Here is a 26616-nt window from a genome sequence, read left to right as displayed (position 1 = left end):
GCACGCGTTTTATGTGAGGAAGTTAGATTCTACGTTGGGCGTTTCTTAGGCACCTGCAAATAAACTAGTCTTAAATTTTTATTTTTTACAGGTGATACCTTCTCAAATTTTTGTCGGAGAATTCTATGAGTAGCGACCTTCAATTAAACGGAAATTCAGTGTGTTAAACGAGCTTGATTTTTTTTGGAAGCGCTAGATACTGGGCGCTATTGTTGCTCCATCGTAAGCTGCTATACCCGGCAAGTAGTCGATGACCAATCCATCGCGTGTCAATTATTTGATTTTCATTTGGTTTTGAGATGAGTAGGAGGCGTCCCATAAAGCTCACCCAATCGCTATGCTTAATAAGCTTCAAGCTGTAAGCGTGGCATGATCTTCCGGAGTTAAAGAAAGATAATTCGTTGAATATTTCTCGCGGCAGTATCTGTCTAATAACGTCCAGTTTTTCTGATATTTCGCGCTCGGACGTCGCGAAGTCTATCATTGGTATGTGAAATAGTTTTTTATTAATGCGAACTGATGAGTGTATTGCAAGTTCTTTGTTTTCGGGGAGTTTATTTATAATTCTATTGATGATGTCTTCGGTTAAATAGCAAGCTGTGATGCGGATTGTTTCACGATGGTCCAGAATAGACTGGGGTTCATATTCATAAATGCTGAACTCGAACTCGGCATCGTCATTCAGAGTTGATGCCAAGTCCCTTATTAGGATGAATGGGTGGGATGCCTCTATTGTCATGTTGTCCGAATGCCCATGAGTTTTTGATACATTTCTAACGCAAAGTCATCAGTCATTCCTGACAAGTAGTCGATTATCAGATGAACTCTGTATATCCATTCCATATCTGGTTTGATGCTGGCTTCGTGCTTGTATGACTTTTTGCATTGAGAAGGTAGCAGGTTTATTAGTCGGGAATGAATTTGAAGTCCGTTCTCTTTGATTCCGTCAGTATCTTTATTCAACACTATTTGGAAGCTTTCAGTGTCTAGCTCTAATAATGGTGAAAGCTTGTCTAATAAGCCTGTTATTATGCTGTTTCCTGAGAGTTCTATTACTTCTGCTTCTCTCGATGTATATACCTTTAGCGCTACGAAGCCTCTAGCGGCCTTGAGTATTTTATATTCGAGTGAGCTTTTTGTAATGAGCGTTTCGTGGAAGTTGCCTGAGAAAATAGCAGCGGAGTTCTCAATAAATGATTCTTTTGCGATGGTTGTAGCTCTGTTGATTAGATTGGTTCTGATGTAGATAAATTTGTTAATTATGTTTTTGTACTGTTCTGCTTTCAAAACCATTTCTTGCCAATGAATTTGGGCGTCGCTATCCAGCGCGTTACCTATTTCTATTAATACCTGGTCCAAGGTTATTATGTTTTTTTCAATTCCATCTTCAATGTCACTTAAGCAGTAAGCAATATCATCCGCTGCCTCCATTATGAAGGTCAATGGGCTTCTTACGTGATGTGGGATTTCTAGCTTGTCCCATGTTGCTTTTATAGAATCGTCTTCGGTAAGGAAGTAACCAGGTTTTTTGTGAAAATTGTTCTTGCCTGCTTCGCGAGTGCTTTCAGAGTGGGGATATTTCAAATAGGCGGCAATGGTCGAGCATGTGAGGTTTAGCCCGTATTGATCCTCTCCTTGGAGCTTAGTAATGATTCTAAGTCCTTGGGCGTTGCCATCAAAATTCTCAAAGTCTAAATAGTACGGAGTAAAATTTTTTCTGTGTAGCTCAAACGACTTCGACTCTGCCCCATTATTTTTGAACCAGCTAGAAATAGCGGCTTCACCAAAGTGCCCAAAAGGTGGATTGCCAATGTCGTGTAAAAGGCAAGCACACTCGACTATATTTACAAGTGGATCCGAGTCAGCTATTTCAGTTCTGTGAACTAGTTCTTTCGCGATTTTTTGTGCTATCTGTCGGCCAACTGCTGCTACTTCCAAAGAGTGAGTCAGGCGGCTTCGAACTGCTGCGTTTGACTCTAAAGGGAATACCTGAGCTTTTTTCTGAAGACGTCTAAATGGAGCTGAAAATAAAACTCGTGCTTTGTCGCTTTCCGTTTCTGTTGTTAGGTCGTGCTCTCTGATCGTTGTGGTTGGGCGAAGTCGTTCTGTACTAATTATTGTTCCGTACTTCATGTGTATCTCCTTATAAAAAACCCCGCAGTGCGGGGTTTTCATTACCCAACATCCATGCCTAGGTAAAGCGTTTTAGAGTTTCGCTGAAAAAATCAATCCCAGCTCAACGCCCCACCAGTCTGATACTCAATAACCCGCGTCTCAAAAAAATTCTTCTCTTTCTTCAAGTCCATAATCTCGCTCATCCAAGGGAACGGGTTCGTAGTCCCTGGATACTCTTCCTTCAAACCAATCTGTGACAACCGACGGTTAGCAATAAACTTCAGGTAATCCTCCATCATCGCCGCATTCATGCCCAACACCCCACGAGGCATGGTGTCACGAGCGTATTCGATCTCCAACTGAGTGCCCTGCAGAATCATCTGCGAAGCCTCTTCCTTCATTTCAGCATCCCACAAATGCGGGTTTTCGATTTTGATCTGGTTGATCACGTCGATGCCGAAGTTCAGGTGCATGGATTCGTCGCGCAGGATGTATTGGAACTGCTCGGCGACGCCGGTCATTTTGTTGCGGCGGCCCATGGAGAGGATTTGGGTGAAGCCGCAGTAGAAGAAGATGCCTTCCAGAACGCAGTAGTAGGCGATCAGGTTGCGCAGCAATTCTTTGTCGGTTTCGACGGTGCCGGTTTCGAACTTCGGATCGGAGATCGAACGGGTGTATTTCAGGCCCCAGGTGGCTTTTTTCGCGACCGATGGGATCTCGTGGTACATGTTGAAGATCTCGCCTTCATCCATGGCCAACGATTCGATGCAGTACTGGTAGGCGTGGGTGTGGATCGCCTCTTCGAACGCCTGGCGCAGGATGTACTGGCGGCATTCCGGGTTGGTGATCAGGCGGTACACGGCCAGGACCAGATTGTTGGCAACCAGGGAGTCGGCGGTGGAGAAGAAGCCGAGGTTGCGCATCACGATGCGGCGCTCGTCGTCGGTCAGGCCTTCCGGGTTTTTCCAGAGGGCGATGTCGGCGGTCATGTTGACTTCTTGCGGCATCCAGTGGTTTGCGCAGCCGTCCAGGTACTTCTGCCATGCCCAGTCGTATTTGAATGGGACGAGCTGGTTGAGGTCGGCGCGGCAGTTGATCATGCGCTTTTCATCGACAGCTACACGGGCAGAGGCGCCTTCCAGTTCGGCGAGGCCTTCGGCTACGTCGAGGGAGTCCAAGGCAGCCTTGGCGCGGGCGATTGCGGCGGAGTCCGTCGCGGTCACGGCGCGGGCCTCTTGAGCGGCGGCACCACCGGCGCTGTCGAGGCGGTCCATGTTGGCTTCAGAAGCGTGGCCGGCGTTGGCGCCTTTTACAGCGACTTCGCCGTCATCTTCTTTGTCGAATTCGTCCCAGCTCAGCATGACGTGTCGTCTCCTGCGTGAGGGCCAGATTGCCCGTGTGAAAACTGATAGGTTGGTTTTTCACACAGCCGTTTCTGGCCGCGTTGGATCTAAAGGAAATCGTTTTTTGCAGCAGTACCGTTTTTTGCGGCGGTAAGCAGGCAACAAACAGAATTTTGTACGGGTGTTCCGAAGCCGCTGATGGGCGCAAAAAACATGAGTCGCTTCTGCGTGGGCTTCAGACTGGCTTTTCACCCCTGTAAGGGAATATTGCAGGCCCGTTTAAGTGCGCATTATAAGGAAATTTTCAGCCCCGTGGTGCGGCGAAATGGCACTCGGAGCGGTCGGCGAGGGGCGTTTTCAGGTTGGAGCGAGGGTTTACAGGGCTTTGGCGGAGGAAGTTTTTTTTTCGTCTGTTTTGGCTGGTTTTTGACGGTGAGGGCTGGGTGTTGGCGCCGTTAGGGTCTGCTGTTGTGTTGCAACCCAGGTGGGACGGGGCTTTCAGGAGAGGGGAAGGTTTTTGTGGGCGGGATTGTTTGCAGTTTTTGGTTGAAAATGTTCTTGAAATAGGTTGCTCAAAAAACAACCAGAAACGGCACTTTTTACTACATGTAGTGGTTTTGGTCGATTTTTGACCACTTAAGACACAACTAAGCCCGACCGAAGTCGGGCTGTGAGGTCGCATTCAGTTTTCAGCTGAAACGAGCTGCACCTACGTGGTCAGCACCATCGGCAGCGAGCTTGGCAGCGCCAGTGTGATCGAAGCCATCAGCGGCGACTTTGGCGGCGCCAGTGTGATCAAAACCATCAGCAGCCACCTTGGCAGCGCCAGTGCGATCAAAACCATCAGAAGCGAAAGAAGCCGAACCAGTGTGGTCGTAACCATCAGAAGCGACAGCCGCTTCAGTGAAAGTAGACGAGCCAGTGCGGTCGTAGCCATCGGCGGCGAAGGTGTTAGCGGCCAGGACGGAAAGGGTCAGGGCGAGGATCAGTTTGGTTTTCATGGTAGTGGCTCCAGGTTCGTTGGCGTTTTGTGCCTTGGGTGTGGAATTCATCCTACGCCAACTATTTTGATTAAAAAGCGCAAATAAACGCTTAAAACAATCGTGTTTGTCGATATAGGGCCCGGCGCTTCATCTGTCTTTAAAAAGGATGGGTCGAGCCTTGGGAGATAGAAGGGGGTGGATCAGCCGTTAGAGCAGCCGTTGCCCATGACGCTGTAGCGCAGAATGTGCCGCTGACCTTTGGAGTCGTCGTATTCCATTTTGGCTGGAACCACTTCGCAGACGTTCGGGATTTCGCTCATCGATATAACTTTGGCGATGTCCAGATGGGTGGAGTAGGTGTATTCCTCAATGGCGGGTTGTTGCTGTGCGACATCAGTCGAGACCTCATCCGCCATGGCGGTTGCGCACAGACTGCTGAGGGCCAGAACCAATAAAGCTTTCATTTCAAATTTACCTTTCTGAAGTCGAAGGGGGGCACGCAATCTTTTTGGGATTGCGTGTGGAGCTTTAATAAAGAGTCTTGGATTAACTGCCTTTGTGGGGGCTGCAACTGGGTTAATCGCGTTGCCGTGTTGGCGAGGCTGATTTTAGGCCTGGGGGTGGCGTGCATATAGCCGTGCTTTTGATAAACACCTTTGGCAAATTCGGTAACAATCCCCCAAGAAGCCTAAAACAGCCGGGTTTGAGCGCCTTGTCGCGGTATAGCCACATTTTGTAGGGGCTTGTTACTACCATCGTCGAATGGTTCTATAGGCCCGGCCCGGCTACAACTGGGGCCATACAAAAACAACTATTCCACCGAGGTAAGAAAGATGAGTGCGGCTTCTTTGTATCCCGTTCGTCCCGAGGTAGCAGCCAACACGCTGACTGACGAGGCCACCTATAAGGCCATGTACCAGCAGTCGGTCGTCAACCCGGACGGCTTCTGGCGCGAACAAGCCAAGCGCCTCGACTGGATCAAGCCTTTCACCACGGTGAAGCAGACGTCCTTCGACGATCACCATGTCGATATCAAATGGTTCGCCGACGGCACGCTGAACGTTTCCTACAACTGCCTCGACCGTCATCTGGCCGAGCGCGGCGATCAAATCGCGATTATTTGGGAAGGGGATGACCCTGCCGAAAGCCGCAACATCACCTATCGCGAGCTGCACGAACAAGTCTGCAAGTTCGCCAACGCCTTGCGCGGCCAGGATGTGCACCGCGGCGACGTGGTGACAATCTATATGCCGATGATCCCCGAAGCCGTGGTCGCCATGCTGGCCTGCACCCGGATCGGCGCGATTCACTCGGTAGTGTTCGGTGGTTTCTCGCCGGAAGCCCTGGCTGGCCGGATCATCGACTGCAAATCCAAAGTGGTGATCACCGCTGACGAAGGCATTCGTGCCGGCAAGAAAATTCCGCTGAAGACCAACGTCGACGACGCGCTGACCAATCCTGAAACCAGCAGCATTCAGAAAGTCATCGTGTGCAAGCGCACCGGTGGCGACATCAAGTGGAACCAGCATCGCGACATCTGGTACGAAGACCTGATGAAAGTGGCGGGCAGTGTGTGCGCGCCGAAAGAGATGGGCGCCGAAGAAGCGCTGTTCATCCTTTATACCTCCGGTTCCACCGGCAAGCCGAAGGGCGTACAGCACACCACCGGCGGTTACCTGCTGTATGCGGCGATGACCCACGAGCGTGTGTTCGACTACCGTCCGGGCGAAATCTACTGGTGCACCGCCGACGTCGGTTGGGTCACCGGCCACACTTATATCGTCTATGGCCCATTGGCCAATGGCGCGACCACGCTGCTGTTCGAAGGCGTGCCGAACTATCCGGACATCACCCGGGTGGCGAAGATCGTCGACAAGCACAAGGTCAACATCCTCTACACAGCACCTACCGCGATTCGCGCGATGATGGCGTCGGGCACCGCCGCTGTAGAAGGCGCCGATGGCAGCAGCCTGCGTCTGTTGGGTTCGGTCGGTGAGCCGATCAACCCGGAAGCGTGGGATTGGTACTACAAGAACGTCGGTCAATCCCGTTGCCCGATCGTCGATACCTGGTGGCAGACTGAGACCGGCGGCAACATGATGAGCCCGCTGCCGGGCGCTCACGCGCTCAAGCCGGGTTCGGCGTCACGTCCGTTCTTCGGGGTGGTGCCAGCGCTGGTGGACAACCTCGGTAACATCATCGAAGGCGTGGCCGAGGGCAACCTGGTGATTCTCGATTCGTGGCCAGGCCAGGCGCGCACGCTGTATGGCGACCATGACCGCTTCGTCGACACTTACTTCAAGACCTTCCGTGGCATGTACTTCACCGGTGACGGTGCGCGTCGTGACGAGGACGGTTACTACTGGATCACCGGGCGTGTGGATGACGTGCTCAACGTTTCCGGTCACCGCATGGGTACCGCCGAGATCGAAAGCGCGATGGTCGCTCACCCGAAAGTCGCCGAAGCGGCGGTGGTCGGTGTGCCGCACGACATCAAGGGGCAGGGCATCTATGTCTATGTCACGTTGATCGCTGGCGAAGAGCCGAGCGAGCAACTGCGTCTGGAGCTGAAAAACTGGGTGCGTAAAGAGATCGGCCCAATTGCTTCGCCGGATGTGATTCAGTGGGCGCCGGGGCTGCCGAAAACCCGTTCGGGCAAGATCATGCGCCGGATTCTGCGCAAGATTGCTACGGCCGAATACGATGGGTTGGGGGATATTTCGACCTTGGCCGATCCGGGTGTGGTGCAGCATTTGATTGATACGCACAAGACCATGAACGTCGCTTAACAGCGGTTCTTGAGTCATCGAAGCCCCGCCAGACGTTGAGTTTGGTGGGGTTTTTTTATGGTGATCAGGTTGGGGGTGGTGGTGGCTGTTCGGGCCTCTTCGCGAGCAAGCCCGCTCCCACATTGAACCTGAGTTGCGCACAAAATCTGTGTTCACTGGAGATCAAATGTGGGAGCGGGCTTGCTCGCGAAGGCGGTCTGACAGGCGCCACATAAATAAACCCGAACCAATATTTATCGGTTCGCCTGTAGGCGCTGTCCCACTGTTACCCATCACCCTTCAAGTAACTGAATGTGTAACCGCACGCTCCGATACGAGGCATTGGGAAACGCAAAGCCCAGTCTCAGGGCCTCTCAATCGGCCATGAAAAATAAGACACAACGCTGCGCTTGCTGGATTAGAAGGGTTTGCCAATAATAGGCCCGCAATTTGCAATATAGGTCGGTTCACTGTCTTTTGCTCTTGCATGAAATTGCAAGGCTGTCAACGCGTTCAAGCGGCTTTCTCGGTGCATCTGTAATTTGTTGTCGCATTGAAGAAATATCGGCTTCGGGCCTGTCGTTAGAATGCCGATCACTCGCTCGTCGTTGCCGGTGTTGAACTCAATGTTGAATTCAGCGCATGCATCCCAGGACGCAGCACCGCTTAGCTGTTTAACCCATTCGCATATTGGGCTGTCGCTCACTCTGCCGTTTTTGCCCTTTACCGATGGAGTCCCAAGATGAAGAAACTTGTGCTGCTTGGCGCCCTGGCACTGTCCGTGCTGTCCCTGCCGACCTTCGCCGATGACAAGCCTGTAAAAATCGGTATCGAAGCAGCTTACCCTCCGTTCGCCTCCAAGGCGCCGGACGGCAGCATCGTGGGTTTCGACTACGACATCGGTAACGCCCTGTGCGAAGAGATGAAGGTCAAGTGCGTATGGGTCGAGCAAGAGTTCGACGGCCTGATCCCGGCACTTAAAGTGCGCAAGATCGACGCGATCCTGTCGTCCATGTCGATCACTGAAGACCGCAAGAAGTCCGTGGACTTCACCAACAAGTACTACAACACCCCGGCTCGCCTGGTCATGAAGGCCGGCACTCAGGTCAGCGAAAACCTGGCTGAGTTGAAGGGCAAGAACATCGGCGTGCAACGTGGTTCGATCCACGAGCGTTTCGCCCGCGAAGTCCTGGCCCCACTGGGTGCCGAGATCAAGCCTTACGGTTCGCAGAACGAAATCTACCTCGACGTGGCCGCCGGTCGCCTCGACGGCACCGTGGCAGACGCGACCTTGCTGGATGACGGTTTCCTGAAAACCGACGCTGGCAAGGGTTTCGCCTTCGTTGGCCCGGCCTTCACCGACGTCAAATACTTCGGTGACGGCGTAGGTATCGCGGTTCGCAAGGGCGACGCGCTGAAAGAGAAGATCAACACCGCGATCGCGGCTATTCGCGAGAACGGCAAATACAAGCAAATCCAGGACAAGTACTTCGCCTTCGATATCTACGGCAAGTAATCGTCCCCGCAACAAGTCCGAAATGGCGCAAGCAGCAGGATCTCTGAGGTTTGCGCCATTTTTTCATCCCAACTTTCGAGGACCTGAATCATGTTGAAAGGCTACGGGGCTGTCATCCTCGATGGCGCATGGCTGACGCTTCAGCTCGCCTTGTCGTCCATGGCCCTGGCCATCGTTCTGGGGCTGATCGGCGTTGCGCTGCGTCTGTCGCCGGTGCGCTGGCTGGCCTGGCTGGGCGACCTGTATTCCACGGTGATCCGCGGTATTCCCGATCTGGTGCTGATCCTGCTGATTTTCTACGGCGGCCAGGACCTGCTCAACCGCGTCGCGCCGATGCTCGGCTATGACGACTACATCGACCTGAACCCGTTGGCCGCCGGTATTGGCACCCTGGGCTTCATCTTCGGTGCGTACCTGTCGGAAACCTTCCGTGGCGCCTTCATGGCAATCCCGAAGGGGCAGGCAGAGGCCGGCATGGCGTACGGCATGAGCAGTTTTCAGGTGTTCTTCCGGGTGTTGGTGCCGCAGATGATTCGTCTGGCGATTCCGGGTTTCACCAACAACTGGCTGGTATTGACCAAGGCGACCGCGCTGATTTCGGTGGTCGGTCTGCAAGACATGATGTTCAAGGCCAAGCAGGCGGCAGACGCTACCCGCGAGCCTTTCACCTTCTTCCTCGCAGTGGCGGCGATGTACCTGGTGATTACCAGCGTCTCGTTGCTGGCATTGCGTCACCTTGAGAAGCGCTACTCGGTAGGCGTAAGGGCGGCTGATCTATGATCTTCGACTACAACGTCATTTGGGAGGCCTTGCCGCTGTACTTCGGCGGCCTGGTGACCACCTTGAAATTGCTCGCGCTGTCGCTGTTCTTCGGTCTGTTGGCGGCATTGCCGCTGGGGCTGATGCGCGTCTCCAAGCAGCCGGTCGTCAACATGAGTGCCTGGCTGTTCACCTACGTGATCCGCGGCACGCCGATGCTGGTGCAGCTGTTTTTGATCTACTACGGTCTGGCGCAATTCGAAGCGGTACGTGAAAGCTTCCTTTGGCCATGGCTGTCCAGCGCCACGTTCTGTGCGTGCCTGGCCTTCGCCATCAACACCAGCGCTTACACCGCTGAAATCATCGCCGGCAGCCTGCGCGCCACGCCGAACGGCGAGATCGAAGCGGCCAAGGCTATGGGCATGTCGCGGGTCAAAATGTACAAGCGGATTCTGCTGCCATCGGCCCTGCGCCGGGCACTGCCGCAATACAGCAACGAAGTGATCATGATGCTGCAGACCACCAGTCTGGCGTCCATCGTGACCCTGATCGACATCACCGGTGCCGCGCGCACGGTCAACGCTCAGTTCTACTTGCCGTTCGAAGCCTACATCACCGCCGGCGTGTTCTACCTGTGCCTGACGTTCATTTTGGTGCGCCTGTTCAAAATGGCCGAGCACCGCTGGCTGGGCTATCTGGCCCCGCGGAAGCACTGATATGGAACGCATCGATCATGCTTTGCCGTGGAGCCACCTGGGCAGCGAACGCCGGATTTCGGTGTTCCGCTTCGGCGCTGGCGAGCGCAAGGCCTACATTCAGGCCAGCCTGCACGCCGATGAACTGCCGGGAATGCGCACCGCCTGGGAGCTGAAAAAGCGCCTGACCGAACTCGAAGCCCAAGGCTTGCTGAACGGTGTGATTGAACTGGTACCGGTGGCCAATCCACTGGGCCTCGGTCAACTGCTTCAGGGTAACCATCAAGGGCGTTTCGAAGCCGGCAGCGGCAAGAACTTCAACCGGGATTTCGTCGAACTGAGCGAGCCGGTTGCCGCTGAGCTCCAAGGGCACCTGGGTGACGATCCTCACGCCAATATCCGTTTGATCCGTGAAACCATGAGCGATGTGCTGGCTGCATTGCCGCCTGCCGCGAGTCAGTTGCAAGGCATGCAGCGCATTTTGCTCAGCCATGCCTGCAATGCCGACGTGGTGCTGGATTTGCACTGCGATTGCGAAGCGGCGCTGCACATGTATGCCTTGCCGCAACACTGGCCGCATTGGCGTTCACTGGCTGCACACTTGAACGTCAAGGTCGGCCTGCTGGCGGAAGATTCCGGCGGCAGCTCCTTTGATGAAGCGTGTTCGCTGCCATGGCTGCGTCTGTCGCGTCTATTTCCGGACGCTCAGATTCCACTGGCCTGCTTGGCGACGACCATCGAGTTGGGCGGCCAATCCGATACCGGTCGCCCAGAGGCGCAGGCTTACGCCGAAGGCATTCTGGCGTTCCTCGCTGAACAGGGCTTGATCAGCGGTGAGTGGCCAAAGCCTGCGCAAGAGGCTTGCGAAGGCATGCCGTTCGAAGGCACAGAATTGCTGTTCGCGCCGCATCCTGGCGTGGTGAGTTTCCTGCGTAAACCCGGTGAGTGGGTTGAAGCGGGCGATGAGATTTTTGAAGTGATCGATCCGTTATCGGATCGGGTCAGCACGGTGTGTGCTGGTACGTCCGGGGTGCTGTTTGCCATTGAACGGCTGCGTTATGCCCAACCCGGTTTCTGGCTGGCCAAGGTGGCGGGGCGCGATGCGCTGCGTCACGGGCGCTTGCTCAACGACTGACTGACTGTTTTTGTGAGAACCGACCGCATGTACAAACTTGAAGTCCAAGACCTGCATAAACGCTATGGCAGTCACGAAGTGCTCAAGGGCGTGTCCCTGAAAGCGGCGGCTGGCGATGTGATCAGCATCATCGGCTCCAGTGGCTCCGGCAAAAGTACTTTCCTGCGCTGCATCAACCTGCTCGAGCAGCCGCACGCGGGCAAGATTCTGCTCAACAATGAAGAGCTGAAACTGGTCGCCAACAAGGACGGCGCGCTGAAAGCCGCCGACCCGAAACAGCTGCAACGCATGCGTTCGCGCCTGTCGATGGTGTTCCAGCATTTCAACCTGTGGTCGCACATGACCGCGATGGAAAACATCATGGAAGCGCCGGTCCACGTGCTCGGCATGTCCAAGACCGAAGCCCGCGAAAAGGCCGAGCACTACCTGAACAAGGTCGGTGTTGCTCATCGCAAAGACGCTTACCCTGGCCACATGTCCGGCGGTGAGCAGCAGCGTGTGGCGATTGCCCGTGCGCTGGCGATGGAACCTGAGGTGATGCTGTTCGACGAACCGACTTCGGCTCTGGACCCTGAATTGGTCGGTGACGTGCTGAAAGTCATGCAGGCCCTGGCGCAGGAAGGCCGGACCATGGTGGTGGTGACGCACGAAATGGGCTTTGCCCGTGAAGTGTCGAACCAGTTGGTGTTCCTGCACAAAGGCGTCGTCGAAGAAAGCGGCAACCCGCGCGAAGTGCTGGTCAATCCGCAGTCTGAGCGTTTGCAACAATTCCTCTCGGGCAGCCTGAAGTAAACCGAACTCCCGTTGCGCACCGGTATAGTGCATGCTTCGCAACCTAAAGGCTGGCCCCAATTCCCTGTGGGAGCGGGCTTGCTCGCGAAAGCGGTGTATCAGTCAACATCGTTGCTATCTGAACCACCGCCTTCGCGAGCAAGCCCGCTCCCACAGGTGATCGCTATTAGTTTTGAGATTTGCGTTCATTTACGGGCTAGCATTGGCCCATGCCTTCATCACTGTTTTCGTTTCGGATTGCCCGCCATGACTGCCCATCGAATTGGTTTCCTGATTTGGCCCAGCACTAAAGCTCTGACGCTTGCGCTGGCTGAGGAGGCCTTGCGTGTTGCCCAGCGTGTGCACCCGGACGTTGTTTACGAACTGTCGTTTTTGCAGGCCGAACCGCCGACCGAAGGTGCCTGGCAATTGCCGGGTGAGCCCTGGGTCGGCAAGCTCGAAAACTTCCAGAAACTGTTCCTGCTCGCTGACGAGCCACCGACCTCACTTGCGCCAGCGCTCAGCAGTGGGCTGAAACAACTGGTGCGAGCCGGGTGTGTGATTGGCGGTTTGTCTGCTGGTGTTTACCCGTTGGCGCAGTTGGGTTTGCTCGACGGTTACCGCGCTGCCGTGCATTGGCGCTGGCAGGACGATTTCGCCGAGCGTTTCCCGAAAGTGATTGCTACCAGTCATCTGTTTGACTGGGATCGCGATCGCCTCACCGCATGCGGAGGCATGTCGGTACTCGATTTGCTGCTGGCAGTGCTGGCCCGTGATCACGGCGCTGAACTGGCTGGTGCGGTGTCGGAAGAACTGGTTGTCGAACGCATCCGTGAAGGCGGCGAGCGCCAACGCATTCCGTTGCAGAACCGTTTGGGGTCCAGTCATCCGAAGCTCACCCAAGCGGTGTTGCTGATGGAAGCCAACATCGAAGAGCCGCTGACCACCGACGAAATCGCCCAGCATGTGTGCGTATCGCGTCGGCAACTGGAGCGGATCTTCAAGCAATACCTCAACCGTGTGCCGAGCCAGTACTACCTGGAATTGCGCCTGAACAAGGCCCGGCAGATGTTGATGCAAACCAGCAAGTCGATCATCCAGATCGGCCTGTCGTGTGGCTTCTCTTCGGGGCCGCATTTTTCCAGCGCCTACCGCAACTTCTTCGGCGCCACGCCGCGGGAAGATCGCAACCAGCGGCGCAGCAGCAGTCCGTTCGAGTTGTCATCGGTGCCGTCGGAACGCGGTTGATCCGTCGTTAAGTCTGGCGTCGATCACTCATCGACGTCAGAGCCTTCGGACGACGACACCTCCATTTCCGCTTGATCAATGACCTCATCGACTCCGAAATCGAAACCTGTCTGCCTGAAATAATTGATCAGCGTTTGTACGCTTTCCTCTGACAGTGGATTGCCCCTCAGATTGATGCTCTCACTGACGTCCCGCGGCAATTCCAGAATATCGGCGGGTATGTGGGTGATCGCGTTTTCACTCAGATCCACGGTGTCCAGGGATTTGAGTCGCAACAGGCCCGGCGGCAATTCAGTGATGCCGGTGTTGTTCAGCAACAGGGTCGTGAGACGAGGCATCTGGCTCACGTCTGGCGTGGCACCCAGCGGGTTGTCGCTCAGGTCCAGATAATCAAGCCGCTCCATCTGTGCCAGTTCCAGTGCACTTTGCGCCGTCAGGGTGAGTTGGCAATCGGTCATCGACAATGCGGTCAAATCGCCCATCCTGGAAATCGGCTCGGGGAAATTCTGCTGCCGGTAGTTACGAATGGTCAGCCCCTTGAGACGGGGAAAGCTCTCCAGAAAACGCTCGGCCCCTGAGGTCAGTCCATCAACGCTGTGTAAATACAGCAGCGAGACGTGACTGAAGTCGGCCCGCAGCGCCGGCAAGTTACCGATAATAATGGTGGGCAGGCTCAGCTCGTAGGTGGGTTGAAGTTGCTGATTGAAATCGTCCAGATCGGTTTGCCGGCGCCAGCAAAGTTCCACAATCCGTTTGAATTCATCCCTGATCGAATGTTCGCTGAGCAACTCTTGCGCGGTGAAAGGGGCTCCGCTCACCGGGTGCACCGCCGGTACGTCTGCTGTCCAGGCTGACAGGTCGTTGTTGAGGGTGTTGAATTCGGTTTCCAGGCGTGTGATCGCCATTTTGCCGTCGGCCAATGTCCCAGGCTGCAGATAGATAAACTCACTGGCTTCTTCCTGGTCCATGCCTGGGTACAGCGCCTGCACCCGATTGATATCAGCCTGTTCGGCAAACACGGCGAAGTCCTGACGCGTACGGCCGAAATGGATTTTTATGCGTTCGCGAGTGGCGGCCGAAAGCGGGTTACCGCCCAGGTCGACGCCCTCGCTGGTGGCAGTGGGGAGATCGAAAAGCGCGGTGGGCAGTTCCTGGATGTGATTGTCATTGAGCAGGGCAGTTCGAAGGTGTGGGCGCGTCAGCAAACCGGGAGGGAGGCCGGAAATGCCGGTGTCCGATACGTCGATGTAGCTTAGCTGCGGCATGTTCTCGACAGTGGGGTTGAACCCCAGCGGGTTTTTGTACAGATCCAGAACCACCAGTTTGTTCAGCGCTGACAGGGTGGCGTGGCTCTCTGGTGTGAGGGTGATGGCGCAGTCGCTGAGAATCAGTTCGGTGAGGTTCGGCGATTGCACAATGGCTTGCGGAAGGTGATTCAGCCTGAAGCCGCGCAAGGCGAGGCGACGCAAGCCTGAGTATCCTCGCAAAAAATCATGCATCCCGCGTGTGGCGCTATGGCCGTCCAGCGACAGGCTTGTCACGTGACTGAAGCCCTCGCCGAGTACCGGAAATTCACCCAGTATTGGTTGGGAAAAACGGAATTCGACCAGAGGGGCCTCACCATGGAGCGGTGTGGCTTGTTGTCGCCAGCAATCGAGTAATTCGTCTGCCAGTAATCGGCGATTTCGCTGCTGAATGCTGAATTGTTCAGGGGTGATTCTGATCTGGGTATCCGGCATGAACAGTGGGATTTCGTTACGCCAGAGTTGCAGGGCATTGCTGAGTCGGGCGCGTTCGGCGATGAGCCGGGTCAGCTCTGCTCGTGGGCCGTTCGGGTGCTGTTGCAAGCGTTCGACAAAGGTTTGCAGTTCCTCGCGTGACAATTGCGGGAAAAGGTCATGGGCGTAGGCCTGTAGAGTTGGCGTACCGAACCTTGCGCGATGATAGCCATCCGTGCCACCGAGCAAACGCATGACGGTCGGATCGTAGGTGGGCTTCAGGATTGGGTGTTGCGTCAGGACTGAGTGCAGTTCCTCGCGATTCAGGGCATGGGTGCGAATCAGCCGTTTGAGTTTTTCACCTTCGCCAATGTGGATGCCGAGTGCCGAGCGCTCGCTGTCCGGTAGCGCCTGCAATAGATCCAGATAGAACGTGCTCGCGCCGCTGAGCTCAAGACCGGCATCGTCAAACGCCTGATAACTGCCATCCGCATTTAGAACGAGCACTTTGCGGATTGGCGCATCGGCATTGCCGACACTGTCGAGCAGGCGTCCACCATGGGCGTATTCGCGGATTTCCAGGCGTATCTGCCCTGACCAGCCCGGCAGTCGTTTCAGGGTGTGCAGGGCCAGTCGATCGGTGTCGGGGTTGTTGGCGCTTGAGGGAATCTCCAGGCCTTCGTAAGCCCGGGTGATCCTGACTTGTAATTGGGCTTCACGGGTGAGTTGTTCGAGGCGTTCGGGCAAGATACCGCGCCCCAGTTGTTGCAGCTCTTTATCGCTGGCGGTTTGCAGCAGTGCTTCTGCCACGCTGCTCGGCAAACCGTGTTCGGCGTCGATGAGTTTTTGCGTGAGCCCAGAGGTAGCGCGATCGAGTCGGCGGTATCGATTGTCGAACAGGGTTTCTCGCTTGCTCTCGGCGAGCGTTGCCAAGGTCCGGCGCAACGTGCGGGCGCGGGTGCTCAAGCTGGGGGAGGGCGTGCCGAAATGTTCGCCCATCAGCGTTCTGGTTTCGGTTTCTCCCAAGTTCAGCAATAGCGTTTTGATCAGGTCGCCGTTGCTGAGGTGCGCCTGATTGATCTGGACCATGGGTTGGCCATCGGCTCCGCGTTCCCAGAGGGTTTGTGCTTTGCTGTCGACCAGGCGCAGTCCTTTGTCAGCAGGCCAGTAGCTGTTGTCGCAGAGCAGTTCCAGTTGCGTGACGAGGTCGGCTTTCAGGTAGTCGGTCGGTTGCTCGCTGCCGATCAGCTCGATGAAGGTCTGGATGTCCTGATCGATCATGAAACGCTTCAGTGTATCGGCGAGCAGCGCAGGCGTCTGACTGGAATTCACATGCATCTTGCGCAAGGCATTCTCGTGGCAGCCGCTGATCTGCAGCATTCGCTCACGCATCGAGGGTGCGAATCGCTCCATGTCAGGGCCGAGGCGGCGCAGCACGGTAGCTTGATCCCAGCTCAACGGCTGGTCGATTTCGGTCTGCCAGGCTCCGGCGCCATTGTGTTTGAGTGCGGGCTTATAGGCTTCAGGACGGCTCGGGTGATCGATGCGGTGCTCACCAGTCTCGGAGTCCTGGCTGACGGCGTAGGGTTTGTTATCCAGTGACAACAGGGTTTTACCGTCGTGGCGGTACAGCCCGAGTTCATCGGGGCTGGCAGCCTGAGGAAGGGTGCCGGGCTGTTCATAAATGCTCAGATCCGGCTTCCAGTAGCGGCTTTCGCCTTGGGGCGTTTTGACCGAATGGAACCGGTCGATGAACTGAACGATTTCGCGCGGCAACACGGCGCGAAACTCGGCCGCTGCCACGACGCCGCCGACAGCAAAGGTGCCCAGTTGCACGGCCGATTCAACCACGCCCATGAAATGCTCGAAGGCTTCGCTCGTCTGACCTTCTGCCCAGTCGACAATGCTTTCGAAGGTTTCGTCGAGTAACTGGTACGCCATGTAAGCCAGCATCAGCTCGCCGAGGAATGGCACGAATGGCAGGGCGACAAAGGCTGCGATGTTTAGCAGTGCCGAAGCGATTTCCGTGAAGGAGTCCCATAATGCCCAGCGAGCTTTCTGATCGACCGTCGCCGTGGATACCGCGATGACTCGGGCATCGTTGAGGATCTTGTCGAGTTTGCGTTGGTAGAGATGGACCCACAGATCGCCTTTGATCGGCGTCGCCGTCATTTGCAGGTTGGCGCGCTGGCTTGGTTTTTCTCTCCAGGTGGGGCGTGGGTCGCCAGGTTGAACCGGTTGCCAGGTAATGGGGACAAGTCGGTCGTTTAACTGAGCGAAGAAGTGCCCGCGATCCTCATGATCGATAAAGCGGCTGAAGAACTGTTGATAGTCAGGACTGCGCAAGCGCTGGGTCAACTCCTGGGCGAATGCGCCGGAGGAGGCATATTCCTTGATCGGGTGTTCGGGGTCGTCGGGGATATAGGCCACCACTCGGGCCACTTCAGGCGCACGTTCCAGATCCGGGGAAAACAGCACGATGCCAGTCAGGCGTGCGTTCATGATAGTCAGTTCATGACAGCCCCATGCCTGTCCGCGCAGACGTAGATGTTGCAGGCCGTCGAGTAAGCCAAGGATCAGGCGATGGACATCGCCGCCAAGCTGGTTTTGCATGTAGGCCATTTGCAGGGCGGTGTTGAGGGCCGTTTTCTGGCTGTCGCGGATGCTGGGTTGCAGGGTCGCCGCGACCACCGGGTTGCTAATGCCCAGGTTTTCTTCGAGGTACGTTTTGTAGTGTTCGCCAATATCCAGTTCCCGGCACAGCTGTGTGAATGCCGTGATGGGCATTTTTAGCAGGACGTGCGGCAGTTCATTGAAATGCCCTGCAGAGGAAGGGGCGCTGATGTAGGTCGAGGCGGGCTCGAAGGCGTCGTCCTCGGTTTCGCTGCTTTCGAAATTGTGCAGCGCGGCGTCCAGCAGCGACACCGTCCAGATGCGCGCCGCACCCGACTTCAGTCGAAGCCACGGGATATGGGCGAGAATATAAAGACGCAAAAAGGTTTGGTGGACGTCCAGCTCCAGACCGAAGCGCTCCTTCAGCGCTGCAACCAGCAACGGTTCGGCAAAGTCGTTGGCATTTTTTACCTTGGCCAGGGACTGATCGACGCGATTCTGCGTTTGCCAGTGCAAGGCATTGAGTGTGCGTAATTCGGCGTGCTGGCTGCGGGACGCGTTGTTGAGGCCGGTCGGCAGGCGAGGCTTGGCCTTGCTCAAGGCTTCACGCTTTTGCGGAGTCGCCTGCGTCAGCCAGTGGGGGATGACGCTCACCAGATGCTGGTAATGGGTGTCCCTGCTGAAGGGTGGCATCGGATCGAGATCGATAGCGTCCGGATTTTCGTTAATAAGGCTCATGAAGGTTGCCGTTGGCGTTAAGAAGGCTTCAGAAAACACCATGAGCGCCAGCGACGTGCGGTACATATATACCGCCACCGCAAAATCCGGATGAGTAAGATCCTCGCAACCTGCCGCAAACCCTGCAGGCAGTTTAAACTGCGCCTTTGCGACGCTATTTGTCGCATTGCCATAAACCCGGGCCAAACCTGTGTTTGCGCTATAAGAAGTTGTCGCTTGGCGGCAAGGCCGGGCTGAAAACTGTCCTTACAATCCCCTCATCGCTCGCCAGTTTCAGGCGAGTGTTCCTCTTCAGGAGACTCCGATGTCCGTTGAGCACGCTGCGGTAGAACGCGCCGATTTTGACCAGGTAATGGTTCCCAACTACGCGCCAGCCGCTTTCATTCCTGTGCGTGGTGCCGGTTCCCGTGTTTGGGACCAGTCTGGCCGCGAGCTGATCGACTTCGCCGGCGGGATTGCCGTTAACGTATTGGGCCATGCGCACCCGGCGCTGGTCGCTGCATTGACCGAGCAGGCGAACAAGCTATGGCACGTGTCCAACGTGTTCACCAATGAGCCGGCCTTGCGCCTGGCCCACAAGCTGGTCGACGCCACGTTTGCCGAGCGTGTGTTCTTCTGCAACTCTGGCGCCGAAGCCAACGAGGCCGCCTTCAAGCTGGCCCGTCGCGTGGCCCATGACCGTTTCGGTACCGAGAAGTACGAAATCATTGCCGCGCTCAACAGCTTCCACGGCCGTACCCTGTTCACCGTGAACGTCGGTGGCCAGTCGAAGTACTCCGACGGCTTCGGTCCGAAGATCACTGGCATCACCCACGTGCCTTACAACGACCTGGCCGCGCTGAAAGCCGCTGTTTCCGACAAGACGTGCGCGGTGGTTCTGGAACCGATCCAGGGCGAAGGCGGCGTACTGCCGGCCGAGCTGTCTTACCTGCAAGGTGCTCGTGAACTGTGCGACGCGCACAACGCGCTGCTGGTTTTCGACGAAGTTCAGACCGGCATGGGCCGCAGCGGCAAGCTGTTCGCCTATCAGCATTACGGCGTGACCCCGGACATCCTGACCAGCGCCAAGAGCCTGGGCGGCGGTTTCCCGATTGCAGCGATGCTGACCACCGAAGACCTGGCCAAACACCTGGTCGTCGGCACCCACGGCACCACGTACGGCGGCAACCCGCTGGCGTGTGCTGTCGCTGAAGCGGTGATCGATGTGATCAACACGCCTGAAGTGCTGAACGGCGTCAATGCCAAGCACGACAAGTTCAAGACCCGTCTTGAGCAGATCGGCGAGAAGTACGGCCTCTTCACTGAAGTCCGCGGTCTGGGCCTGCTGCTCGGTTGCGTGCTGAACGATGCCTGGAAAGGCAAGGCCAAAGACATCTTCAACGCCGCCGAGCGTGAAGGCCTGATGATTCTGCAAGCCGGCCCGGACGTGATTCGTTTCGCGCCAAGCCTGGTGGTTGAAGACGCCGATATCGATGCCGGTCTGGACCGTTTCGAGCGCGCCGCGGCGAAGCTGACGCAAGCCTGATAGTCCCTTCGACGCCTGAACTGTTCAGGCGTCGAACCCAATTTTTATGCTGGGCCAGATTCAATGTGGGAGCGGGCTTGCTCGCGAAAGCGGTGGGTCAGACAGCAATGATGTCGACTAACCCACCGCTTTCGCGAGCAAGCCCGCTCCCACATTAGTCCGAGTGTCTTCAATGACAGCCCGGTTATTTTTCCTAAAAGTGTTAAATGAGAAAGGAGTGACACCATGCTGGTGATGCGCCCCGCGCAAATGGCTGATCTGGGCGAGGTACAGCGTCTGGCTGCGGACAGCCCGATTGGTGTCACTTCCTTGCCGGATGACGTTGAACGCCTGAGCGACAAGATCGCCGCAAGCGAAGCTTCGTTCGCCGCCGAAGTCAGCTTCAACGGTGAAGAGAGCTATTTCTTCGTCCTCGAAGACACGGCCACCGGCAAGCTGGTCGGCTGTTCGGCCATCGTTGCCTCGGCCGGTTACTCCGAGCCGTTCTACAGCTTCCGTAACGAAACTTTCGTGCATGCCTCCCGCGAGCTGAAGATTCACAACAAGATCCACGTGCTCTCCCAGTGCCACGACCTGACTGGCAACAGCTTGCTGACCAGTTTCTACGTGAAGCCGGAGTTGGTGGGTTCGCCTTGGGCGGAGCTCAATTCCCGTGGTCGCCTGTTGTTCGTGGCCAGCCACCCGGAACGCTTTGCCGATTCGGTGGTGACCGAGATCGTCGGTTACAGCGACGAAAATGGCGACTCGCCGTTCTGGGATGCCATCGGTCGCAACTTCTTCGACCTCAACTACGCCGCTGCCGAGCGTCTGTGTGGTCTGAAAAGCCGCACGTTCCTGGCCGAGCTGATGCCGCATTACCCGATCTACGTGCCGTTGCTGCCGGACTCCGCTCAAGAGGCGATGGGCCAGGTGCACCCACGGGCGCAGATCACTTTCGACATCCTGATGCGCGAAGGCTTCGAGACCGACCACTACATCGACATTTTCGACGGTGGCCCGACTCTGCACGCCCGCGTCTCGGGGATCCGTTCGATCGCCCAGAGCCGTGTAGTCCCGGTGAAAATCGGCGAGCCGGTCAAAGGTGCCGGTCGTCAGTACCTGGTGGCCAACGCCCAACTGCAGGATTACCGCGCTGTTTTGCTTGAGCTCGATTACGCGCCGGGCAAACCCGTGACCCTGGATCTGGAAGCGGCCGAAGCCTTGGGCGTCGGCGAAGGTGCCAGCGTGCGCCTGGTGGCGGTTTAACGCCTGCTGCTATGCCTATAAAGAATGAATGCTTAGTAAAGCAGCGAGTTTCACGGGTGGCGTCAGCGGCCCGTTTGAGGAGATAGCATGATCGTTCGTCCCGTACGCAGCAGCGATTTACCCGCTCTGATCGACCTGGCCCGCAGCACCGGCACCGGCCTGACCACCTTGCCGGCCAACGAAGAGCGTCTGGCCCATCGGGTCGGCTGGGCCGAGAAGACCTTCCGCGGCGAAGCCGGGCGGGGCGATGCGGATTACCTGTTCGTGCTCGAAGACGACAACGGCCGCGTGGTGGGTATTTCCGCCATTGCCGGCGCCGTCGGCCTGCGTGAGCCTTGGTACAACTTCCGGGTCGGCCTGACCGTCAGCGCCTCGCAAGAGCTGAACATCTACCGCGAAATTCCGACGCTGTTCCTGGCCAACGACCTGACCGGCAATTCCGAGTTGTGCTCGTTGTTCCTGCACGCCGATTTCCGCACTGGCCTCAACGGCCGCATGCTGGCCAAGGCGCGGATGCTGTTCATCGCCGAGTTCCCGCAACTGTTCGGCAACAAAATCATCGCCGAAATGCGCGGTGTGTCCGATGACGCCGGGCGTTCGCCGTTCTGGGAAAGCCTGGGTCGGCATTTCTTCAAGATGGAATTCAGCCAGGCCGATTACCTCACCGGTGTGGGCAACAAGGCGTTCATCGCCGAACTGATGCCGAAATTCCCGCTGTACACCTGCTTCCTGTCGCCAGATGCGCGCAACGTGATCGGCCAGGTTCACCCGGACACCGAGCCGGCGCTGTCGATGCTCAAGAGCGAAGGCTTCAGCTACCAAGGCTACGTCGACATCTTCGATGCCGGCCCTGCGGTGGAATGCGAAACCACCAAGATTCGCGCAGTACGCGACAGCCAGGCGCTGGTGCTGGCCATCGGCACTCCGGGTGACGATGCCACGCCGTTCCTGATTCATAACCGCAAGCGTGAAGACTGCCGGATCACTGCCGCACCAGCACGCTTCGCCGCCGGCACTTTGGTGGTCGATCCGCTGACCGCCAAACGTCTTCAACTCAACGCCGGCGATCAAGTGCGCGCCGTTCCGTTGTCCGCTGCTCGGGAGTCGAAATAATGAATTCGCTATACATCGCCGGTGAATGGCTGGCTGGCCAGGGTGAAACCTTTCAATCGGTAAACCCGGTGACCCAGCAAGTGCTGTGGACCGGCGAAGGCGCCACGACCGGTCAGGTCGAGTCGGCTGTGCAAGCTGCGCGTCAGGCGTTCCCAGGCTGGGCCCGCCGTACCCTGGAAGAGCGCATCAGTGTGCTGGAAGCCTTTGCCGCTGCGCTGAAGAATCACGCCGACGAACTGGCTCGCACCATCGGTGAAGAAACCGGCAAACCCCTGTGGGAAGCGGCGACTGAAGTCACCAGCATGGTCAACAAGATTGCCATCTCGGTGCAAAGCTACCGCGAACGTACCGGCGAGAAGAGCGGCCCGCTGGGCGACGCCACTGCGGTGTTGCGCCACAAACCCCATGGTGTGGTGGCGGTGTTCGGCCCTTACAATTTCCCCGGCCATTTGCCGAACGGTCACATCGTGCCAGCGCTGCTGGCCGGTAACAGTGTGCTGTTCAAGCCGAGTGAGCTGACCCCGAAAGTTGCCGAGCTTACGGTCAAGTGCTGGATCGAAGCCGGTCTGCCGGCTGGCGTGCTGAACCTGCTGCAAGGCGCTCGCGAAACCGGTATCGCCCTGGCGGCGAACCCGGGCATCGACGGTCTGTTCTTCACCGGTTCCAGCCGTACCGGCAATCACTTGCACCAGCAGTTTGCCGGTCGTCCAGACAAGATCCTCGCGTTGGAAATGGGCGGCAACAATCCATTGGTGGTGGATCAGGTTGCGGACCTCGATGCCGCCGTTTACACCATCATTCAGTCGGCATTCATTTCTGCCGGTCAGCGTTGCACCTGTGCCCGCCGCTTGCTGGTGCCGCAAGGCGCCTGGGGCGATACGCTGCTGGCGCGTCTGGTGGCGGTCAGCTCGACGATTGAAGTCGGTGCGTTCGATCAGCAACCGGCGCCGTTCATGGGCTCGGTGATTTCCCTCGGCGCTGCGAAAGCGCTGATGGATGCGCAAGAACATCTGCTGGCCAACGGCGCCGTGGCGCTGTTGGAAATGACTCAGCCTCAGGCTCAGGCAGCCTTGTTGACCCCGGGCATTCTGGACGTGACGGCAGTTGCCGATCGCCCGGACGAAGAACTGTTTGGTCCGCTGCTGCAAGTGATCCGCTACGCTGATTTTGAAGCGGCGATCGCTGAAGCCAACGACACCGACTACGGCCTGGCGGCCGGTCTGCTGTCGGATTCCGAAGCGCGTTATCAGCAGTTCTGGCTGGAAAGCCGCGCCGGTATCGTCAACTGGAACAAGCAGCTGACCGGTGCGGCGAGCAGCGCGCCATTCGGCGGTGTCGGCGCATCGGGTAACCATCGCGCCAGTGCCTACTACGCCGCAGATTACTGCGCGTACCCGGTAGCCTCGCTGGAAACCCCGAACTTGGTGTTGCCTGCTGCTTTGACGCCTGGCGTGAAGATGGCTTAACGCCAATCGCGGGCAAGCCCGCTCCACAGTGATTGAGAGGAACACAAAATTTGTGAACACCTCCGAACCTGTGGAAGCGGGCTTGCCCGCGATGGTCGCGACTTGGTCGCACTGAACAGTTAGTTACTGATGCCTATAACAACAGATTCTCGTGGAGCCTCGCTGATGAAATCCTATGAAGTCAATTTTGACGGTCTAGTGGGGCCGACCCATAACTACGGCGGCCTGTCTTACGGCAACGTCGCGTCCCAGAGCAACAGCCAGCAGTCTTCGAACCCGAAGGAAGCCGCGCTGCAAGGCTTGGCGAAGATGAAAGCGCTGATGGAGATGGGCTTTCAGCAAGGCGTTTTGGCGCCACAAGAACGTCCGGACGTAGCCGCACTGCGCCGCCTGGGTTTCAGCGGTACCGATGCTCAGGTAATCGAGCGCGCCGCTAGAGATGCCATGCCGCTGCTGGTTGCCAGTTGCTCGGCGTCGAGCATGTGGGTGGCCAACGCCGCCACGGTCAGCCCGAGTGCCGACACCGCGGATGGTTGCGTGCACTTCACCGCCGCCAACCTGAACTGCAAATACCACCGCAGCATCGAACACCCGACCACCAGCCGCGTACTGGGGGCGATGTTCGCCGATCAGAAGCACTTTGCTCACCACGCTGCTTTGCCCGCCGTGGCGCAGTTCGGTGACGAAGGCGCGGCCAACCACACCCGTTTCTGCCGTGACTACGGTGAAGCTGGCGTCGAGTTTTTCGTGTTCGGTCGCAGTGCGTTCGACACTCGTTACCCGAATCCGCAGAAGTACCCGGCACGCCAGACGCTCGAAGCGTCCCAGGCCGTCGCGCGTCTGCACGGTCTGAGCGATGAGGGCGTGGTCTATGCGCAGCAGAACCCTTCGGTGATCGATCAAGGTGTGTTCCACAACGACGTGATCGCAGTGGGTAACGGCGAAGTGCTGTTCTATCACGAGGACGCCTTCCTCGACACCGAACAGATGCTCGCTGAACTGCACGGCAAACTCGCAAAAGTCGGTGGGAAATTTCAGTCGATCTGCGTACCGCGTTCCGCGGTCACCGTGGAAGACGCCGTTCGTTCCTACCTGTTCAATAGCCAGCTGCTGTCGCGTCCTGACGGCTCCATGCTATTGATCGTGCCGGAAGAATGCCGTGGCAACGAGCGTGTCTGGCAGTACCTGCAAGGCCTGACCAGTTCTGGCAGCCTGATCCGCGAAGTAAAAGTTTTCGATCTCAAACAGAGCATGCAGAACGGCGGTGGCCCGGCTTGCCTGCGGTTACGTGTCGCACTTAACGAAACCGAACTGGCGGCCGTCAACCAAGGGGTTATCATGACGGCACCGTTGTACGGCACATTGACCGAATGGGTCGACAAGCACTACCGCGACCGCATGACCGAAAACGATCTCGCGGACCCGCAATTGCTGCTTGAGTGCCGGACGGCACTGGATGAACTGACGCAAATCCTTAAACTGGGCGCGGTTTATCCATTCCAGATCAATTGAACGTCGAGAGCGTAAAACACATGAGCGATACCCTGCAGCTGATCCTTGAAGACACCGACGGCACGCAACTGGAAACTTCCTGCACCCGCGTCGCGGTCATGTGGCAAGGCAAAGAGCTGTGGATCCAGCAGGACGGCCGTGGCCAGTTGCTGATCGGCGTGGACGTCGAAGAAGGTGACGCTGAATACGCAAACCTGCTGCTGCGCCCATTGGCGACTAATCTGGTAAGTCTGCAACTGGAGATGGAACCGGCCGACGTCGGTGATGATGAGGACCATGTACACGGCCCGGATTGCAATCACGACCACTAAGGAAACCGCTCTATGCTCGCCCTCGGCAAACTGCTTGAACTGACCCTCGCCGGCCGCGAACCGGCGGAGAAGACTCAACTGACTGTCGAAGGCGTGCGGATGCGCTGGTTGAGCGAAGGTGCGCTGGAAGTCCGGCCACCTGAAGCCCGCGACAATGGCCTGGACCTGCTGCTCTCGGCTGGCATCCATGGCAACGAAACAGCGCCGATCGAGCTGCTCGATCGTCTGTTGCATGACATCGCCCGCGGTGACTTGAAGCCGCGCGCACGTATTCTGTTTCTGTTCGGCAACCCCGAGGCTATCCGCCGCGGTGAGCGTTTTATCGAGCAGGACGTCAATCGGCTGTTCAACGGCCGTCACGAACAAACCAGCGGTTCCGAGGCGTTACGCGCTTGTGAGCTAGAGCGGCTGGCGGCGACTTTCTTCAGCCTGCCGGACCGCAATCGCCTGCACTACGACCTGCACACAGCGATCCGTGGCTCGAAAATCGAGCAGTTCGCCCTGTATCCCTGGAAAGAAGGTCGTCAGCATTCACGCCAGGAACTGGCTCGCTTGCGCGCCGCCGGCATGGAAGCGGTGCTGCTGCAGAACAAACCCTCCATCGTCTTCAGCTCCTACACCTACGACAAGCTCGATGCCGAGTCCTTCACCCTGGAGCTGGGCAAGGCCCGGCCGTTCGGGCAGAACGACGGGGTCAACGTCGACCTTCTTGAAACCCGCCTGAAGCAGATCATCGAAGGCACCGAGCCGCCAATGACCGACGAAGGGCTGGATGGCTTGCAGTTGTTCAGCGTCGCACGGGAAATCATCAAGCACAGCGATAGCTTCCGTCTGAACCTGCCGGCGGATATCGAAAACTTTTCGGAGTTGAAAGTGGGGTATGTGCTGGCCGAGGATATCGCCAATACCCGCTGGATCATCGAAGAGAAGGGCGCCCGGATCATCTTCCCGAACCCCAGGGTCAAGAACGGCCTGCGCGCCGGCATCCTGATCGTGCCGACTACCGACGAAAACCTCGCTTAAGCACAACATATAACAAATG

The 26616-nt window shown here is 57.1% G+C and carries 21 protein-coding genes; 14 read left to right on the top strand and 7 right to left on the bottom strand.

All coding sequences use genetic code 11. The annotated features are described in order from the left end of the window. Positions 1 to 163: 163 nt before the first annotated feature. From KVG95_RS30390 to KVG95_RS11395, 5 genes are all read right to left on the bottom strand, one after another. Positions 164 to 739 (bottom strand): primase 1D-like protein, encoded by a 576-nt coding sequence (locus tag KVG95_RS30390; protein ID WP_437180793.1) that lies wholly within the window; start codon positions 737 to 739, stop codon positions 164 to 166. After that, positions 736 to 2133, bottom strand: coding sequence for a dGTPase (gene dgt / locus KVG95_RS11410; RefSeq protein WP_217856530.1), 1398 nt, complete (start codon positions 2131 to 2133; stop codon positions 736 to 738). Before dgt ends, KVG95_RS30390 begins: the two co-directional genes overlap by 4 nt. Before the next feature lie 92 nt (positions 2134 to 2225). After that, positions 2226 to 3476: a ribonucleotide-diphosphate reductase subunit beta gene (locus KVG95_RS11405; RefSeq protein ID WP_007934889.1), complete on the bottom strand. Its 1251-nt coding sequence runs from the start codon at positions 3474 to 3476 to the stop codon at positions 2226 to 2228. Positions 3477 to 4147: 671 nt separating this feature from the next. Further along, positions 4148 to 4459 carry a hypothetical protein gene (locus KVG95_RS11400; RefSeq protein ID WP_217856529.1) on the bottom strand — a complete coding sequence of 104 codons (312 nt, stop codon included), beginning with the start codon at positions 4457 to 4459 and terminating at the stop codon, positions 4148 to 4150. Between the two features lie 182 nt (positions 4460 to 4641). Continuing rightward, complete coding sequence (locus KVG95_RS11395) at positions 4642 to 4905, bottom strand: DUF2790 domain-containing protein (RefSeq protein WP_217856528.1); 264 nt, start codon at positions 4903 to 4905, stop codon at positions 4642 to 4644. Positions 4906 to 5274: 369 nt separating this feature from the next. Here KVG95_RS11395 and acs point away from each other — a divergent pair, with 369 nt between their 5' ends. Then, positions 5275 to 7230, top strand: coding sequence for an acetate--CoA ligase (gene acs / locus KVG95_RS11390; RefSeq protein WP_217856527.1), 1956 nt, complete (start codon positions 5275 to 5277; stop codon positions 7228 to 7230). A 397-nt stretch (positions 7231 to 7627) separates the two neighbouring features. On the opposite strand, the gene KVG95_RS11385 is transcribed toward acs, so the two are convergent. Continuing rightward, the gene (locus KVG95_RS11385) at positions 7628 to 7915 is read right to left on the bottom strand and encodes a hypothetical protein (protein ID WP_217856526.1); all 288 of its coding nucleotides are present in this window, start codon (positions 7913 to 7915) and stop codon (positions 7628 to 7630) included. A 36-nt stretch (positions 7916 to 7951) separates the two neighbouring features. Between KVG95_RS11385 and KVG95_RS11380 the strand changes: the two genes are divergently transcribed. The 6 genes from KVG95_RS11380 to argR all read left to right on the top strand — a co-directional run bounded on the left by KVG95_RS11380 (position 7952) and on the right by argR (position 13333). After that, positions 7952 to 8725: an ABC transporter substrate-binding protein gene (locus KVG95_RS11380; protein WP_217856525.1), complete on the top strand. Its 774-nt coding sequence runs from the start codon at positions 7952 to 7954 to the stop codon at positions 8723 to 8725. Positions 8726 to 8815: 90 nt separating this feature from the next. Next, positions 8816 to 9505 (top strand): ABC transporter permease, encoded by a 690-nt coding sequence (locus KVG95_RS11375; RefSeq protein ID WP_007951063.1) that lies wholly within the window; start codon positions 8816 to 8818, stop codon positions 9503 to 9505. Then, a complete protein-coding gene (locus KVG95_RS11370; RefSeq protein ID WP_123495817.1) occupies positions 9502 to 10200 on the top strand; it encodes an ABC transporter permease in 699 nt (232 codons plus the stop codon). Before KVG95_RS11375 ends, KVG95_RS11370 begins: the two co-directional genes overlap by 4 nt. A gap of 1 nt (position 10201) precedes the next feature. Further along, complete coding sequence (locus tag KVG95_RS11365) at positions 10202 to 11314, top strand: M14 family metallopeptidase (RefSeq protein WP_217856524.1); 1113 nt, start codon at positions 10202 to 10204, stop codon at positions 11312 to 11314. A 27-nt stretch (positions 11315 to 11341) separates the two neighbouring features. Further along, positions 11342 to 12106 carry an ABC transporter ATP-binding protein gene (locus KVG95_RS11360; RefSeq protein ID WP_007904680.1) on the top strand — a complete coding sequence of 255 codons (765 nt, stop codon included), beginning with the start codon at positions 11342 to 11344 and terminating at the stop codon, positions 12104 to 12106. Between the two features lie 246 nt (positions 12107 to 12352). Then, entirely contained in the window at positions 12353 to 13333 is a 981-nt protein-coding gene (gene argR / locus KVG95_RS11355; RefSeq protein ID WP_217856523.1) for a transcriptional regulator ArgR, read from the top strand. A 23-nt stretch (positions 13334 to 13356) separates the two neighbouring features. Here the strand turns inward: argR and KVG95_RS11350 are convergent, their stop codons facing one another. Beyond that, positions 13357 to 18402 carry a dermonecrotic toxin domain-containing protein gene (locus tag KVG95_RS11350; RefSeq protein ID WP_367616745.1) on the bottom strand — a complete coding sequence of 1682 codons (5046 nt, stop codon included), beginning with the start codon at positions 18400 to 18402 and terminating at the stop codon, positions 13357 to 13359. A gap of 304 nt (positions 18403 to 18706) precedes the next feature. Here KVG95_RS11350 and KVG95_RS11345 point away from each other — a divergent pair, with 304 nt between their 5' ends. From KVG95_RS11345 to astE, 7 genes are all read left to right on the top strand, one after another. Continuing rightward, entirely contained in the window at positions 18707 to 19927 is a 1221-nt protein-coding gene (locus KVG95_RS11345; protein WP_217856521.1) for an aspartate aminotransferase family protein, read from the top strand. Positions 19928 to 20152: 225 nt separating this feature from the next. After that, positions 20153 to 21172, top strand: a complete 1020-nt coding sequence (gene aruF / locus KVG95_RS11340) for an arginine/ornithine succinyltransferase subunit alpha (RefSeq protein ID WP_007904685.1) — start codon at positions 20153 to 20155, stop codon at positions 21170 to 21172. 87 nt (positions 21173 to 21259) lie between these two features. Next, on the top strand, positions 21260 to 22285 hold the full coding sequence (gene astA, locus KVG95_RS11335; protein WP_095051595.1) for an arginine N-succinyltransferase: 1026 nt from the start codon (positions 21260 to 21262) through the stop codon (positions 22283 to 22285). Continuing rightward, positions 22282 to 23751 carry a succinylglutamate-semialdehyde dehydrogenase gene (gene astD / locus KVG95_RS11330; protein WP_217856797.1) on the top strand — a complete coding sequence of 490 codons (1470 nt, stop codon included), beginning with the start codon at positions 22282 to 22284 and terminating at the stop codon, positions 23749 to 23751. Before astA ends, astD begins: the two co-directional genes overlap by 4 nt. 165 nt (positions 23752 to 23916) lie before the next feature. Next, entirely contained in the window at positions 23917 to 25263 is a 1347-nt protein-coding gene (gene astB / locus KVG95_RS11325) for an N-succinylarginine dihydrolase (protein ID WP_217856520.1), read from the top strand. Between the two features lie 20 nt (positions 25264 to 25283). After that, positions 25284 to 25574: a hypothetical protein gene (locus KVG95_RS11320; RefSeq protein ID WP_007904718.1), complete on the top strand. Its 291-nt coding sequence runs from the start codon at positions 25284 to 25286 to the stop codon at positions 25572 to 25574. Positions 25575 to 25586: 12 nt separating this feature from the next. After that, on the top strand, positions 25587 to 26597 hold the full coding sequence (astE, locus tag KVG95_RS11315) for a succinylglutamate desuccinylase (protein ID WP_217856519.1): 1011 nt from the start codon (positions 25587 to 25589) through the stop codon (positions 26595 to 26597). Positions 26598 to 26616 lie beyond the last annotated feature (19 nt).

The organism is Pseudomonas farris, from assembly GCF_019145235.1.
GTDB classification, from domain to species: domain Bacteria; phylum Pseudomonadota; class Gammaproteobacteria; order Pseudomonadales; family Pseudomonadaceae; genus Aquipseudomonas; species Aquipseudomonas farris.
The sequence above is the reverse complement of the archived record's forward strand: the minus strand, read 5'-3'. Positions and strand labels throughout refer to the sequence as shown.